We start from the raw sequence: 14,909 nt of genomic DNA, 5'->3' as shown, positions 1-14,909 counted from the left end.
CTACGGTTTGTGTCCCTTCTGGCGCAGCGCCTCGGTGAGACGCTGCTTCAGTTCGTCGACGGCCTTCTGGTTCGCGTCCTGGCCGATCTGCGCACTCGCTTGCGCCAGCGCATCCGATTTCTCCAAAAGCTTTCGGCCAGCCGGCTGGACATAGAACGCCTCGATCTGGCGCAGCTCTTCCACGGTGAAGCTGGCGGCATAGAGGGCGGCGATCTGGTCGATCATGGCAGCGGCGAACGGTGCGTAGATGTCGGAGCCCGGCGCGGTCATCGCATCATAATCGTGCTCGATCTCCGGCCTGTCCTGGGCGACCACGGGTCGCAGTTTAAGCATGAGCTGCGGGAGAGCCGCGCGATACTGATCGGCGATCTTCAGCGTGGTCACCAGTTTTCGCGCAGCATCCATCGCCTCGGGCGACGGCGCCTGCGCCTGCACCGATGCGTTGCAGACGAGGAGCAGAAGGGCGCCGACAATCGTCAACAAGAGCCTCGGCATGGATATCTCCTGAAAAATCGTTCGCGCGGCGCGATAGGTCCTTAGCGGCCAACGGGAGCTGCGGCGATGACCGTAACCGGTGCGCCTTCGGCAGCGGGCTCCGGCTCGTCGTCGACATCGGTCACCTTGACGAACAGGCTAGGCACCCGCTCGGCGCGGTCGAGCAGCCACGCCGCCCCGACCATAATGACGAAGCCAGCGAAGGAGACCGCGAGTTGCTCCCAGACGCCCCTTGTGTATTGCATCAGGATCCAATGCGCCGAAAACGACAGGAACACGCTGAGGCAAAAGATCGGGAGCGAGTGCTGGCCGCACAGGATGACCGGGCGCAACCATTTCAGATGCAACGCCTTCCAGTGGCGTGGGACGAAATAGGTCACCCAGATCCCGAGCGCCAGGAAATGCGTGAAGCGCAGCATGTCGAGGTCGCTCTTGTCGATCGGGTAGATCGCCTTGATCATCCATTTCGGGATCAGGGCCTCGAGCGCGTGAATGTGCCATGTCATCACGATCAGGAAGGCGAACGCAATCCATGCCGCCGCCAGGCTCATCACCGGCTTCGACCAGACCCATTTGGCGATCTTCTCGATCTGGCCGACGCCGCACCACGCGGCGACGACGAACATGAGTTGCCAGCAGAATGGATTGAAATACCAGGTCGTGCCCGGCGGATAGGAAGCGATATTCCAGTCGAACCAGCGCGCCAGCACATAGAGCACCGCGGACGCGGCGAGCGTCAGGTTCGGCCGGCGCACCAGGCACCACACGATGAAGGGCGCTGCGAGCACCAGCGTGATATAGAGCGGCAGCACGTCCAGATTGACCGGCTTGTAGCGCAGCGTGAGCGCCTGCCCGATCAGGATGTCCGGATGGTCGAGAAAATTGTGAACGTTGAACTCGTCCGCATACATCGGGTTGTCGAATCTCCTGATGGTGCGGGCGATCTGCGCGGTGAACAGCAGGAACAGCATGATGTGGGCGACATACATTTCCGCCGCCCGCCGCCACAGCCGCTTCAGCGCGGCGAGGAACCAGCCGCCGGCGATGATCGGCCCGTAGATCCAGCCGACCAGATAGCCGGAGATGAAGACGAAGAACTCGGCGGCGTCGCTGAAGCCGTAATTGCGCAAGGTCAGCCAGGCCACGACGTCGTGCGGGATGTGGTCGAGGAAGATCATCCACAGGCCGATGCCGCGGAAGAGGTCGAGCCGCAAATCGCGCTCGACCGGAGCCAAGAGAGCTTGCTGGTCCCGTATGGTCATGGCCCCGCCTCGGTCCGGTGGGCGTCGCGCCGTCGCGGCGCCGATGAACTCGGATGCTAAAATAGATCAATCAAATCGTCACCTGACCCGGCGACTAGCGTGCCAACGGTAGCCGACCTTGGCGCGCGCGCAAGGGACTTTGTCATGACAACGCGCCGGCCTCCCCACAAAGGGCGACGAAAACAACCCCATGCACAGTAGCTAAGTGCTTGGGCCGCTTGCGAAACTTAGTTGACCCGTCGGGCAAGAACGCAGCCGACCGCGACCGAGGCTCAGGTCAGCTGATCGCCCGCAGCGAGCATGCCGTTCAGCATCGCTTCGGCCTTCTGTTGCAACGGCTTCGCGCCGCTCTCGGAGGCGATCGCGATTGCGGCGCGCAAGGCGGAGAGGATGATGGTCCGGTTCTCCTCGCGCGATGGCGTCACCACGGCCTCGCCGAACAGGGCCTCGGCCTCGAGGCCGGAGAAGCCCTGCTGGCGCGCGGTGTTGCGCGCTTCGCGCAGCATGTTCTGGGCCGCCCGGGCATCGCCGAGCCGGTTGGTCGCCAGCGCCAGGTAGATCGACGAGCGCAGCACCGCCGAGGTGTAACCGACACTGCGCGCCTCTTCGCGCGCCTCGGCCAGCATGCCGCGCGCCCGGTCGAACAGGCCCTGCTCCAGATAGGCGATGCCGAGATGGCAGGCGAGCACCGGCACGAACAGCCGGATGCCGTGTTTTTGCGCCAGCACAAAACCGTCTTCGAGAATGGAAGCGGCCGCTGCCGGATCGCCCCGGCCAAGCATCAGCCAGCCGCCGCTATAGGCGGCGGCTGCGCGGTCATAGGGACGGCTGGTCTCGTCCGCAATCGCAACGGCCTCTCGCTGGAGCTGCTCGGCGGCGTCGAGCTCACCCATGACGGTGTGGGTGAAGCTTTTCATCATGCAGCAAAGCAGGAGTGTGTATTTCGGCGGCGTGCCGAACGGCGCACTCGCTTCCGGCCCTATGAGATGGTTACGGGCTCGCGCGAATGTCTGCTCGGCCTCGCGATATCGTCCGGCAAGGAAATACGCCTGGCCGAGATTGTATTGCGCAAGGTTGCGCCACCCCGGATTGCCCGACTCCTCGGCAAGATCGACGACTTCCTCGCCAAGAATGACAGCCTCGGCCGGCGTCCCATAGAAGTTCTGCCCACCCGCCATGACCGTCATGGCAGCGACCCTTCTGCCGACATCATCGATCTGGCTGGCCCGTTGGTCGGCCTCCTTTCCGAGATCGATCCACTCGGCGACGCGACCGGACCAGATGAATGCCATGCGCGCCTCCATCCGGAGATCGATGGCGTTCGTCTCCCGCGGGCGCGTCAACGGCGTCTTGTCGAGCGAATTCATCGCGGTCTGGAAGTAGTCGACCGCCTCGGCATAGGCCGATCGCACCAGACATTTCTGGGCGGCGCTTCTCCCGTAGTTGAATGCCTTCGCCCAGTCTTTGGCGCGGATGGCATGGTAACAGAGGGCGTCGGGATCATCTCGCCATGTTTCGTCGCTCTCGAAAGCCGCGAGCACACGCGCGTGGATGTCCTCGCGCGCCTTTTCGACCATTGAATCGTAGGTGACCTGGCGAACCATCTCGTGGCGGAACTCCAGCGAATCCTCCAATTCGCTATCGATCCGGACCAGCAGCTCGGCGCGATCGAGCGAGACGAGGCAGCCGCGCAGGGCATGTTCGGGCAGGATCGCAATCTTCCGCAGCGTGGCCTCGCTCGACCGCGCCCCCAGCGCGGCCGCGACCTGCAAGACGGACCGTTCCTGCTTCGACACACGGTCGAGGCGTGCCGCGATCACGCCCTGAATGCTGGTGGGAATACCGAGCTCGTCGATCGGGCGCACCAAAGCGAGGTCGCCCCACTCGCCGCGCAGGGTGCCGCTCTCCTTCAAGCCGCGGCAGACCTCCTCGATGAACAGCGGCACGTTGGCCGTGTGGGAAATGATCCGGCTCTTCAGATCGGCATTGGTCGCGGACGATCCGAGCATGTCGGACAGCATTTCCAGTCCCGAATCGTCGTCGAGCGGCCGCATCGCGACGACTTCGGCGTGGCAGCGCGCGATCCAGACCGGCATGCCATTCGGGCGGGAGGTGAGCAGCACGAGGAGATCGGGCACCGCCAGCGAAGCGATGGCGGCCACGACGACGTCGCTGGCCCGGTCGATCCAGTGCAGATCCTCCAACAGCAGGACCGTCGGCTGGCGATTGGCCAGGCTCTGGATGACGGCGCAGCTCGCATCGGAGATCACGCGCCCGCGGGCATGAGGCTCGAGCTCGTCCCATTGCGGGTTCGCGATCGGCACATCGAGCACCGCGTCGAGGGCACTCTGCTGGATCGCGGGCAGGTCCTTCAGGGGATCGCCGGGATTGCCGGGGTCCCTTGCGGCCGAGTCCATGGCCGACAGCAAGATTCGCTTGAGGGTGCTGAAGGGCGCGCTCTGGAGATTCGGGCTGCACTCGGCGTCGATCAGCCGCCAGCCCTCGGCCCTGAGCTTCTGGGCGAACTCATGCACCAGCCGCGATTTGCCGATGCCGGCATCGCCGAGCAGCAGGACAGTCTGCCGGCTGGCTTTCGCCTGCGTGGCCGCGCGGTCCAGCAGGGCTCGCTCGGTGGTGCGATCGACGAATCGCGAGACGCTGCGGGCGCGCCGGACCCGCCAGCTCGACAGATCGCTGGCCCCCACGATCCGGTAGACCGGCACGGGCTGGCTGAAGCCGCGCAGCGATTTGCCGCCCAGAGATTCGAATCGGACATGCCCGTCGGCGAGATTCTGGCAGGCTTCCGAGACGTAGATCTGGTTCGCCTGGGCCTCCTGCTCCAACCGCGCGGCCAGATGCTGGGCGGCGCCGCCGATCTCGTAGACCTTGGAGAATTCGCTGGCGACCATGTAGGCGACGACGTGGCCTGAGTGGAGGCCGACCCGGACCTGAAGGGCGGGATCACCGAGGCTGGCAACGCGCCGGACCAGCTCGATCGCGGCATGACACGCCAGCGGCGCATGGTTGTCGTCCGCGATCGGGGCGCCGAACACCGCGGCAAGCCCGTCGCCCAACTCCTTGCTGACGATGCCGCCAAACTGACGTACGGAGGCCCTCATGGCCGCCAGCGCCGGCTCGAGGCGCGAGACAGCCGCCTCCGGATCCAATTCAGCAACAAGACCCGTGGAGTCGATGACGTCAGCACGAAGAATCGTCACAAAGCGACGTTCGCTGTCGGGATCAACCCGTTGACGCACCGCGGCCCCGCATTTGGAGCACCAGCTATCGTCTGGACCGATCGCCGACTGACACGCGAAGCAATGCATTCCTGCGCCTCAAAGGTCGCGGCCCGTCTGTCGATCAGAATCCGCGAACGACTCTTGATGACAATACCGATCGACAACCACTTAGCAATCGTGCGCGCTCCTCGCCATTAGCTGGGCACAGCGCGGGTGGCGATCTGGACGAAACACAGTCCTGAGTGGTAGCGTCAAAAAATCCCGTCAAAAGGGGCCATATATTTCGGCAGCGCAAGGTTGGGCAAACCGACCGGCGTCGCGGAGCTGTATGCATTTTCGCAAAGCCAAGGACATTTTGAAGGAAAAGGCGATGGGCTCGAGACCTTACAGAGGCAAGCCGTTTAGAGATTTGATGAACAGCAATTACTACCCTCTGGCCAACATGAAGAAGAGCGTGGCCAAGCTCAAGGCATCGAAGGACATCGATCTGCCGACCTTGGAATACGGCCAGTACCATCTCATTCTGACACCGGCCTCAAGGTGGCCGCAGGGCAGCGCCGAGCACTGGCACAAGGAGAAGGGCCGGGCTCGCGTCGACCTCAGCGCCCAGCTGAACACGGTCCCCCTGTCCAGGGACGAGCCCGGGGTCATTCCCTTGACGCGGTGCGACCTGCTCGATGCCTGCGTCCGCAAGTGCTTCAACTCCGAGCCGCCAATCCCGATGAAGACCAACATCATTGCCCACGCGCCGAGCGATGCTTATGCAGACCGGCACGAGATCCGGTTGGAGTGGGAGTACAAGAAGGGCTCGGACAAACCGACGCTGCTCCATCTGACGATGGTCTGCCCGCACAGGCCGGAGAAGGGCTGAGCGGGGGCGAGATCGCAACGGCATCTTCTGATCTGAACGGCGCGGGTCGGACTTTGCCGGCTCGCGCTTTTTGTTGCGTGGGTCGGAAACGCAAAGGGTGATTACGGGGTTTTGAGCACCTCATCTCCTAAGACAAAATGGTCGCGCCCGGCCGGCCGTTACTGATCAACGTCGCTAAAAATTGAACGGGGGCTAGGAGACGCGCCGCCCATCTCGCGCGCTGTGTTTGACGTAATCGGTTGTGAACGTGAAGCTGACCGAGCGCTTTCGGACAACTCCTCCCACATCCAATCATTTCGTTCGCGTTCAAGCTCGCGCTGGCGCTTATCTTTTCGTTCTGCGACCTTCTCGACACCACTCTCGATCGAACCATAAAGATATTGCGCGCTTTCCAGCACTTCAGAGCCCTTGTCATCAAGAAAGCGCACAAGATCAGTGACCGCCGAATTTAGATCATCAAAACTGTCGCTCGGCTCCAGGTCGAGATCGGCATCCTCGGCGCACGTCTCAATGGCCTCCTCATACTTGGGAATTAGATCAATCTTTATCCGCGAAACCAGGTTTAGCAAGGTAGCCACTGGGAAAAGCTGCAAGATACGCTCGTCGTCTAGGCATGATACGTCAAGGCCTTCAAAGAGATCATATTCCAGGGTGCCAGCCATCATCATGCGAGCTTCTGACGGGAGAATATTGAGGCTTTGTGCACGCGCGTACGCACGCACCTTGGGATCATAGGCCGATCGGTAACTTGAAGTAGCCTTCCGATCAAAGAAGCCCGGAGCTTTAGCAAATACAGCGCGCACAACCGAATCAGATGCCTTGTCGGCCAAATAGCTGAAGAGCTGGCGATTCAAGCTCGCTTCATCCGGAGTTTCAAGCAAGCGCTCCACCAACAGACCGTCAAGTGTTTCTGGCAGCAGCACGAAATCGCCAATCACAGTCTCAGAAGCGCACGCGGTGTTCGACAGAACCGTTTCGACCTTTACTCCGCGCAAATACAGTTCACGCATTCCTTCTGTCTCGCCAAGCGTGGAGGCAAGCGCATCGGCGAGCGTTGGGTGCTTGAACGTCCAGAAGGATTGGCCGCCCTCCGCTTTCTCGACAAGAAACGACCCCTTCAAGTGGCCTAGCGCTTCGCCCAGCGCCTCGCGATCGACGTCGTAATGGCGGATCACCAATTCTTGCATGTTGGCGGAAGGGTTTCCAATTGCCATCTTGCCGCCGTGCAAGAAAACGAGCGTAAGCGCAGCACGGCTATCCTTGGAAAGTTCCTTGATCGTGTCGTGCAGAAATGTGCGGTTAGCGCGAATGAAACGGACGAGAGAATCGCGAGTGAGCTGAACTTTTTGAGTATAAGCGCAATCGCCTAGTTGTCGCGCGATCTCCGGGATCAACAATTCCTCTTTGGCCAGTTCTTCAACATGATAATTCTTGAGATACGTTTTCCATTGCGTGGGCTGATTTCCGGCCTTGATGTGATTGTAGAGAATTTGGCTTCGTTCATCGGGAGTCAAATTCCCGACTTGAACTATTGCTTCTTCGTTCCGAAAAAGTGGATGATTACGTGATCCGAGCTTTGGTTTGGCGGCTTCGTAAATATGTCGCCGTGACGTAAGAACAAATGAGTTTCCTCCGGCAATCGCCGCTTGGACTTTGGGCATCATATTTATCCAAGCATCGACGAAATCTTGCCTTAACTGGTTCGGGCCAAACGCATCATCAATCCAGTATAGTGCGCCGCCTTCGTCGGGATTCCAGTTCTCCATTAGCTCGATCGGGCCGTCCGCCTTAAAGCAGCGGTGCCGAGGATTGTCGGCCGCGACCGTCGCTAAGACGGCTGCGATAGTTGATTTACCGGTTGCCGCGTCCCCGAGCAGCATGACGATCTTGTGCTTCGCAAGGGCGCGGACGGCTTTGACGTGCGGAGTAGTCGTCACATAAGTTCGTAGAGAACTCTGAAGGTGCCCAAGAACGGCCTTGGCTTGTTTTGCGCGTCGATCATCGAGGATGAGGGATAGATCACCCAATCCATAGACAAGCGGCACAAACGCGCGAAGCTTGCTGCTACTGCAAATAACACGCGTCAGAAACTCCTTTCCAAGAACGTGCGGGCGCCTTACTCCAAGTTCCCTCAATCGCTTTCGAATTTTGACAGCGACAGGAGCAGAAACCGACATGCTGGTCATCAAGATGTATCGGTCAGCCAGTCCTTTTTCCAAAAGCAACGCAATATGTTCTTCCTCGACTGCCAGATCGCTAGGCTTCAATGTCCGACCGGCCACCGCGCTAAATTTGCACTGAACCGTCGTGAGTTGATCAGGCCCGCCAATACGCTTTGAATTCAATACCGCGTCTTGTCCGTCGTCATGCGCTTCCCGAAAAACCTCGACGGGTGTGCTAAGGACATCTTCCATCACATGTGCGCACAGATCTTGGAATGCTTTCCAACCGATTGTGTGGAGTGCAAGATCTCGGTACGGACCCTGCGCTTGCGCTAGCGAAGGTATTTGATCGACAATCTGCAAGGTCTAGGCTCCTCGTATCGCCTTTGAAGACGCGATAGCTTGAGGCAAACATGAACCTGAGATATCTGGCAACGGGCAGATCGGCTCCAGTACAGCTTTTATGTGTATTGCTAACCAAATCCTGCGGGTGAAAGCCGGGGGGATTCGAATTAATCGACCCGAACCGGCCTCGCTGAAGGGCGCAGCATTTGTCCTAGCCGACTTTGGGCAAACAAAACCGTTCAACGAGCGGATTTTTGATTTTTCTGTTGTCAATGCAGGATTTTTATTGGTTGCGGAATAGATTTGAACCTACGATCTTCAGGTTATGAGCCTGACTAGCTATTGAGCTGCTCTATCTTACGTTAATAGAAACTCTCCTCTATTTGTGCAGGGAAGTAATTTCGCAGAACTTTAGCGTCGTGTACTAGGTTACATGACACCCAAGTCTTGGACAGGGGCGCATGCCGGAAAAGCAGACACTGGCTGACGAGAACAGGGCCGCTCTCGCCGAGATCACCAAAGGGACCTTGGCCGCGTTCGAAAACGCCGAACGGCTCTACTTTGAAGCAACCGTGCTCGCCGGAGCCAAGGCCTACAGCCGAGCACTATTTCTTCACCAGATTTCGATGGAGGAACTCGCAAAGGTGGAGGCGCTAGGCGCGCTAGCGAGCAATGTCCTCATAGGAGGTCACGTCGATCTCGTGGCGGCGACGAAGCAATTCACTCACCATAAAGCCAAAAACTACATCAACGCCTACATGCTCCCGCATTCGGAAACGGAAGAAGCGGCCATGAAGGCCGGCGACGTAGACGCGTCGATCAGGGCTTTCAAAGAGAGGCAAGCCGCCTTTCATCGGGAATCGAACGACGCAAAGAACGCAGCCCTCTACGTCGACCTTGTTGACGGCGCGTTCGTTGCCCCGGCCGAGCGCGTGACGAAATCCATGGTCAAGGCGATGGCCAGACAGAACGAGAGTTTCCTCGGTCTAATGGCCCCCAAGCGGGATATGATGGTTAAATGGAACGAGAATCCCGATGCCGCCATTCCGATCATGAATTCGCTCAAAGAAACCATGATCCGGCTTATGAATGATCCTGACATCAATCCAGCCAAGCTCCCTGACTTGCTGATGGACACGCTGATGGAATCCATCCCAGAAAACAAGCGCCCGCCGAACAGGCGGAAGACCAAATAGGATTACAGTGACAGTCACTGTAATTCGTAATCATTCTTAGTCCAACACCAACACGAATGTTCAGAGCGGTGCCACCGGAACTTCACCGGCATGCCGGGACGACGGCCTTCGCCGTCGACCCGCCGGAGCATGCGCCTCGTCAGCGAAGGCCGCCGGTGACGTGAAGAGTCTCGCCCGTGATGTAGGACGCGTCGTCCGATGCAAAGAAGGCCACCGCGGCGGCGATCTCCTCAACCTTGCCGATGCGGCCAAGCGGGGTGGTGGATTCGATCCACTTGCGCATGTCGCCCTCGTGCAGGCCGGCCGACACGACGCCTTCGGTGGCGATCATGCCTGGATTGACGGCGTTGACGCGAATCTTGCGCGGCGCGAGCTCCTTCGACAGCACGGAGGTGATCGCATCCACCGAGGCTTTGGTCGCGGTGTAAACGGCGGTGTTCGCCGGTGCGATGGTCGATACGCCGGAGCTGATGTTGATGATACTTCCGCCATTGGCGTTGAAGTGCTTCGCCGCTTCACCCGAGACCAGCAGCAGGCCCAGCACATTGAGGTCGAAATGCTTGTGGAAATGCTCAGGCGTGATGGCCTCGAGCGGGGCGAACTCGTAGACGCCCGCGTTGTTGACGAGGATGTCGATCGCGCCGAACGCCTTCATGGTCTCCGCGACAACGCTCTTCACGTCCTTGGCGTCGGCCAAGTTACCATGGACCGCGACGGCCTTGCCCCCCTTGGCGATGATGGCGGCGACCACGCGGTCGGCGGCCTGCTTGCTGGAGCTGTAATTGACGGCGACCGCCGCGCCCTCAGCCGCAAGCCGGGCGGAGATTTCGGCACCAATGCCTTTGGATGCGCCGGTCACGAGCGCAACTTTGCCTTCGAGTCTCTTGGTCATCGCATGTCTTCCGTTGCTCGGCGGGATGCCGATATTCAATAGTTCAATACTAGTGAACTATTGAACGAGTGCAAGGGGCATGCTATATTTTGGGCATGGTGCAGTTCGTTCACCCATCGCGGGACGAGATTACGCTGGCCGGAGTGCTCGGAGCCCTCGCGGATCCCATGCGGCTGCGCATCGTCAAAAGCCTGGTCGCACAGAACGCTTGCATGTCGTGCACCGAGGCGGCACCTTGCCCCGAGATGGCGAAATCGACCCTGTCGAACCATTTTCGCATTCTGCGGGAGGCCGGCCTGATCCGGACGTCAAAGCAAGGTGTCCAGCACCGCAATGTCGTGCGCGAGGAGGACATCAATGCGCGATTTCCAAAACTGTTGAAGATGATCCTGAGCTTTCCTGACTGAGAGCATTCGCGCACGACAAATTGGTGAATTACAGTCCACAGATTGTCACCGTAGTCTCAGAAGTTCCTGGGCGAAGGCTCCGGCGCCAAGCCCGACACTTCCGAGCCCTGACGAGGCTCGGCGCAACAGTTTGGTCGGACGTGATCGCCGGAGCTCGCGCGACATGTCCCACGCCGAAGGCTAGCTCTCGAAGAAGCCGGGATGCTTCTCCACGAAGGCATGCAGCTCGCGCGCGACGCGATCGAGATGGTTGGCCATCTCGACCTTGGCCCCTTCAGGATCGCGATCTGCTATTCTGCGGTAGATCGCCTCGTGCTCCATGTAAGTTCCTTTGAGCCGGCCCGGCTCGGGCAGCAGCGTGCGGCGAACGCGTTCGAGATGAGTTCGAATCGGATCGAGGACTTCGCCGACACGCGCGAGGCTCAGGCTCTCGGTCATCTGGTGATGAAACCTGGTATCGAGCTCGTGGAAGCCTTCGAGGTCTCCGCTCGCGATCGCAGCCTTCTGATAGGCGAGATTCTGGCCGAGCGCGCCGATCGCATCGTCCGACATGCTGGCCGCGCAGACGCCGACGACCTCGACCTCCAGCGCGCGACGCATCAGCATCCACTGGCGGACGTCCTCGAGATGAATCCTGGCGACGTAGGAGCCGCGCTGCGGCTCGACCACGACGAGTCCTTCGAAGGCGAGCCGGTTGATCGCCGTGGTGATCGACAGCTTCGACACTTCAAAGCGCGCGCACCATTCGTTCTTGTCGATCGGCGTTTCGGGCGCAAGCGTGCCGGAGACGATGGCGCGCTTCAGCGCAAGATAGGCCTGATCGACTTTCGACCCGCCTGTGCTGCGCCCGCGCGCTGACCTCGCGCCGCCACTGAACCCGCCGATTGAATGCATGCTCTGTTCCCCCGGCCGATCTACACATTTCGACGCCGCAACGCCAATCGCGACCAAAAGGCTTGACGAGCATCGACTGATATAACTAGCATATCAGTAATAAGCAAAACGATCACCTGCGGCTCGATGTCTGCAAGGACTGTCGGCACGCCGGGAGGAAAAAGCCGATGGAGACACGCTTCGGCGCGCTCGGGGCAGACGACGAGCGCGGTGCATCGCGCTCCTCGCGCGTGGTCGAGCTTGGCAGCCGCGCCAGCGTGCCGGGCGGACATGCCGTGCTCTGCGCAGAGCGGGTCTCCAAATCCTTCGCCGGCGTGAAGGCACTCCACGACGTCGACTTCGATCTGCGCCACGGCGAAGTGCACGCGCTGATGGGCGAGAACGGCGCCGGCAAGAGCACTCTGATGAAGATCCTTGCCGGCGTCCACACGAGCTACGACGGCATCATCCTGGTCGAGGGCCATGCGGCGTCCTTCAACGGCGTGCGCGATGCCGAAGAGGCCGGCGTCGCCATCATCCACCAGGAGCTCAACCTCGTTCCCGAGCTGAGCATCGCCGACAATATCTTCCTTGGCCGAGAACCGCTGATCGGCGGCGTATTGATCGACCGGCGGCGGATGATGAGAGCGGCCGAGCGGCTGCTGGCACGCCTCGGCGTAACGATCGCGCCTGACACCAGGATTGCCGGCCTGCGCGTCGGCGAGCAGCAGCTCGTCGAGATCGCCAGGGCGCTGTCGCTCAATGCGCGCATCCTCATCATGGACGAGCCGACCTCGGCGCTGTCGTCCTCGGAATGCGACACGCTGTTCAAGATCGTGCGTCAGCTCGCAAGCGAAGGCGTCGCGATCATCTACACATCGCATCGTATCGATGAAGTGCTGGAGCTTGCCGACCGTGTCACCGTGCTGCGCGACGGCCGGCGCGTGGTGACGGCACGAATCGATGAACTCTCACGCGGAGCCATCATCTCGGCGATGGTCGGCCGCGAGATGTCCGCAAATGAACGCGGCGCGACGGCGCGGGACGGCGCGGTCGTCCTCTCGGTGCAGGACCTGACGCTGGATACGCTCGGTCCGCACGGATGGCGGCGGACGCTGCACGGCGTGAGTTTCGAGCTGAAGCGCGGCGAGATCCTCGGTGTCGGTGGTCTGCTCGGATCCGGCCGGACGGAGATCCTGGAGTCGATCTTCGGCGTGGCGCGCGGCTGGCGGACCGGCAGCATCGCAATCGACGGTGCGGCGGTCGACATCAACTCTCCTTCCGACGCCTACCATCTCGGCGTCGCGCTCGTCAGCGAGGATCGCAAGGAGCGCGGCCTGCATCTGGCCGCCTCGATCTGCGATAATGTCGCGCTGCCCTCGATTGGCGCGCTCTCGCGATATGGCCTGCGCGCGTTCGGTCGCGAACGCGCGCTCGCGGCCGACATGGTCAAGCGGCTCTCGGTTCGCTGCACGGGCATCGGCCAGGAAGCCGCCACGCTGTCCGGCGGCAACCAGCAAAAGGTCGTGATCGGCAAATGGCTGGCGACCGAACCGCGCATCCTGCTGCTCGACGAGCCAACCCGCGGCATCGACATCGGTGCCAAACAGGAGATCTACCGGTTGATCTTCGATCTCGCCGCGCAGGGGCTCGGCATCATCGTGGTCACCTCGGAGATGCCCGAGCTCCTGCTGTTGTCCGACCGCATCCTCGTCATGTGCGAGGGGCGGCAGAGCGGCATCCTCGCACGCGAGAACGCGACGCAAGAGACGGTGATGCGCCTTGCGGCACCAGGGATGGCGAATTGGGCGCAGGACGTCGCATCATGAAAGCCCTGTTCCGCCTGCTCTCCCGCACCAAGCTCTATTGGGGGCTCCTGCTGATCTGCCTGATCGGCGCCCTCATCTCGCCGCATACGTCATCCGGCCACAACATCTTCCTGTCCTACGGCAATTTGACCGACGTACTGCGCCAGGTCTCGATCACTGGACTGGTCGCGACCGGAATGACCATGGTCATCCTGCTCGGCGGCATCGATCTGTCGGTCGGCTCAGTGATGGGCTTCTCGACGGTGATCTGCGCGATGCTGCTGACCAAGCCCGGATGGACCTCGGCCTCTGTCATGGGCGTACCGGCCGCGATCTTGGTCGGCGGCGCTGCCGTGGCACTGGCTGCACGATTCGTGTTCGCCGGCCTCGCGCGTGGCCGCGATGTCAGTGCCGGACGGCGGCGCGAGATCTCGCTGCCGCGCTGGCAGAGCATAGGCATTCCCGGATTGCTCGGCCTTGTCGCCGCCATCGCAATCGGGTGGTGGACGATGAACCAGGTGCCGGCCAAGTTCGGCGTTCTCGGTGTCCTGCTGATCGCACCCTGCCTCGCGATGATGCTTGGCGGCATCAACGGGCTCTTGATCGTCACCGGCCGGCTGCAGCCCTTCATCGCGACGCTTGCGATGATGGTCAGCGCACTCGGCATCGCGCGATTGACGGCCGGGTCCGACAACGCCGTGGTACCGGTTTACACCGGCACCAATGCGACCGAGGCCTTTGAGCTGCTGCGCTCGATGCTGTGGGGCGTATTGCCTGTCCCGAGTGTCTTCTTCCTCGCGGCTATCTGCCTGTTCGGCGCGATCCTGCGCTTCACCACATTCGGGCGCTATGCCTACGCGATCGGCGGCAACGTCGAGGCCGCAAAGCTTTCCGGCATCAAGGTCGCGCAGGTGCAGCTCACGGCCTACCTGTTGTCGGGCCTTCTCGCGGGGATCGCCGGCGTGCTGTTCGTCGCGCAGTACAGGCAGGGCAAGCCCGACGCAGGCACCGGCCTCGAGCTCGACGCGATCGCCGCCGTCGTGATCGGCGGCACCAGTCTGATGGGTGGCCGCGGCGGCCTCGCCGGCACCTTCGTCGGCGTCCTGATCTTCGGCCTGCTCTCCGACATCCTGCAGCTTCAGAACATCGACTCCAATGTCCAGCTCGTGATGAAGGGGTTGATCATCGTCTGCACCGTGCTGGTGCAGGAACAGAATCTCGGCCAACTCGTCGCGCGATGGCGATTCCGCCGGTCGGGCGAGGCACACGCCGATCCGAAAACAGCCGAGCCCTATCGGCTGCCAAGCGCCGCAAAGGCTCAACTCGCAAGGGAGGATCTCGATGAAGCGTCGTGAATTC

General features: G+C 61.2%; 12 protein-coding genes. 6 read left to right on the top strand and 6 right to left on the bottom strand.

All coding sequences use genetic code 11. From position 1 onward, the window contains the following. The 3 genes from ACLFLU_RS04850 to ACLFLU_RS04840 all read right to left on the bottom strand — a co-directional run bounded on the left by ACLFLU_RS04850 (position 1) and on the right by ACLFLU_RS04840 (position 5,083). Complete coding sequence (locus ACLFLU_RS04850; RefSeq protein ID WP_426411198.1) at positions 1–495, bottom strand: DUF2059 domain-containing protein; 495 nt, start codon at positions 493–495, stop codon at positions 1–3. Positions 496–536: 41 nt separating this feature from the next. Next, positions 537–1,757, bottom strand: a complete 1,221-nt coding sequence (locus ACLFLU_RS04845) for an OpgC domain-containing protein (protein ID WP_426411197.1) — start codon at positions 1,755–1,757, stop codon at positions 537–539. A gap of 272 nt (positions 1,758–2,029) precedes the next feature. Continuing rightward, positions 2,030–5,083, bottom strand: a complete 3,054-nt coding sequence (locus ACLFLU_RS04840) for an ATP-binding protein (protein ID WP_426411196.1) — start codon at positions 5,081–5,083, stop codon at positions 2,030–2,032. 241 nt (positions 5,084–5,324) lie between these two features. Between ACLFLU_RS04840 and ACLFLU_RS04835 the strand changes: the two genes are divergently transcribed. Beyond that, positions 5,325–5,867 (top strand): hypothetical protein, encoded by a 543-nt coding sequence (locus tag ACLFLU_RS04835; protein ID WP_426411195.1) that lies wholly within the window; start codon positions 5,325–5,327, stop codon positions 5,865–5,867. A 158-nt stretch (positions 5,868–6,025) separates the two neighbouring features. Here the strand turns inward: ACLFLU_RS04835 and ACLFLU_RS04830 are convergent, their stop codons facing one another. Then, positions 6,026–8,392: a hypothetical protein gene (locus ACLFLU_RS04830; protein WP_426411194.1), complete on the bottom strand. Its 2,367-nt coding sequence runs from the start codon at positions 8,390–8,392 to the stop codon at positions 6,026–6,028. A 100-nt stretch (positions 8,393–8,492) separates the two neighbouring features. Here ACLFLU_RS04830 and ACLFLU_RS04825 point away from each other — a divergent pair, with 100 nt between their 5' ends. Then, a complete protein-coding gene (locus tag ACLFLU_RS04825) occupies positions 8,493–8,675 on the top strand; it encodes a hypothetical protein (protein ID WP_426411193.1) in 183 nt (60 codons plus the stop codon). 160 nt (positions 8,676–8,835) lie between these two features. Further along, positions 8,836–9,570, top strand: coding sequence for an AbiV family abortive infection protein (locus tag ACLFLU_RS04820; protein ID WP_426411192.1), 735 nt, complete (start codon positions 8,836–8,838; stop codon positions 9,568–9,570). Positions 9,571–9,709: 139 nt separating this feature from the next. Here the strand turns inward: ACLFLU_RS04820 and ACLFLU_RS04815 are convergent, their stop codons facing one another. Then, a complete protein-coding gene (locus tag ACLFLU_RS04815) occupies positions 9,710–10,462 on the bottom strand; it encodes an SDR family NAD(P)-dependent oxidoreductase (protein ID WP_426411191.1) in 753 nt (250 codons plus the stop codon). A 95-nt stretch (positions 10,463–10,557) separates the two neighbouring features. Between ACLFLU_RS04815 and ACLFLU_RS04810 the strand changes: the two genes are divergently transcribed. Continuing rightward, positions 10,558–10,869 (top strand): ArsR/SmtB family transcription factor, encoded by a 312-nt coding sequence (locus tag ACLFLU_RS04810; protein WP_426411190.1) that lies wholly within the window; start codon positions 10,558–10,560, stop codon positions 10,867–10,869. A gap of 180 nt (positions 10,870–11,049) precedes the next feature. Here the strand turns inward: ACLFLU_RS04810 and ACLFLU_RS04805 are convergent, their stop codons facing one another. Further along, the gene (locus ACLFLU_RS04805; RefSeq protein ID WP_426411189.1) at positions 11,050–11,763 is read right to left on the bottom strand and encodes a GntR family transcriptional regulator; all 714 of its coding nucleotides are present in this window, start codon (positions 11,761–11,763) and stop codon (positions 11,050–11,052) included. Between the two features lie 167 nt (positions 11,764–11,930). On the opposite strand from ACLFLU_RS04805, the gene ACLFLU_RS04800 reads away from it, so the two are divergent. Both ACLFLU_RS04800 and ACLFLU_RS04795 read left to right on the top strand, forming a co-directional pair. Next, on the top strand, positions 11,931–13,571 hold the full coding sequence (locus tag ACLFLU_RS04800) for a sugar ABC transporter ATP-binding protein (RefSeq protein WP_426411188.1): 1,641 nt from the start codon (positions 11,931–11,933) through the stop codon (positions 13,569–13,571). Beyond that, entirely contained in the window at positions 13,568–14,905 is a 1,338-nt protein-coding gene (locus ACLFLU_RS04795; protein WP_426411187.1) for an ABC transporter permease, read from the top strand. Before ACLFLU_RS04800 ends, ACLFLU_RS04795 begins: the two co-directional genes overlap by 4 nt. The last annotated feature ends 4 nt before the right edge of the window (positions 14,906–14,909 follow it).

This window comes from Bradyrhizobium ganzhouense, assembly GCF_049949285.1.
Lineage (GTDB): Bacteria > Pseudomonadota > Alphaproteobacteria > Rhizobiales > Xanthobacteraceae > Bradyrhizobium > Bradyrhizobium ganzhouense.
The sequence above is the reverse complement of the archived record's forward strand: the minus strand, read 5'-3'. Positions and strand labels throughout refer to the sequence as shown.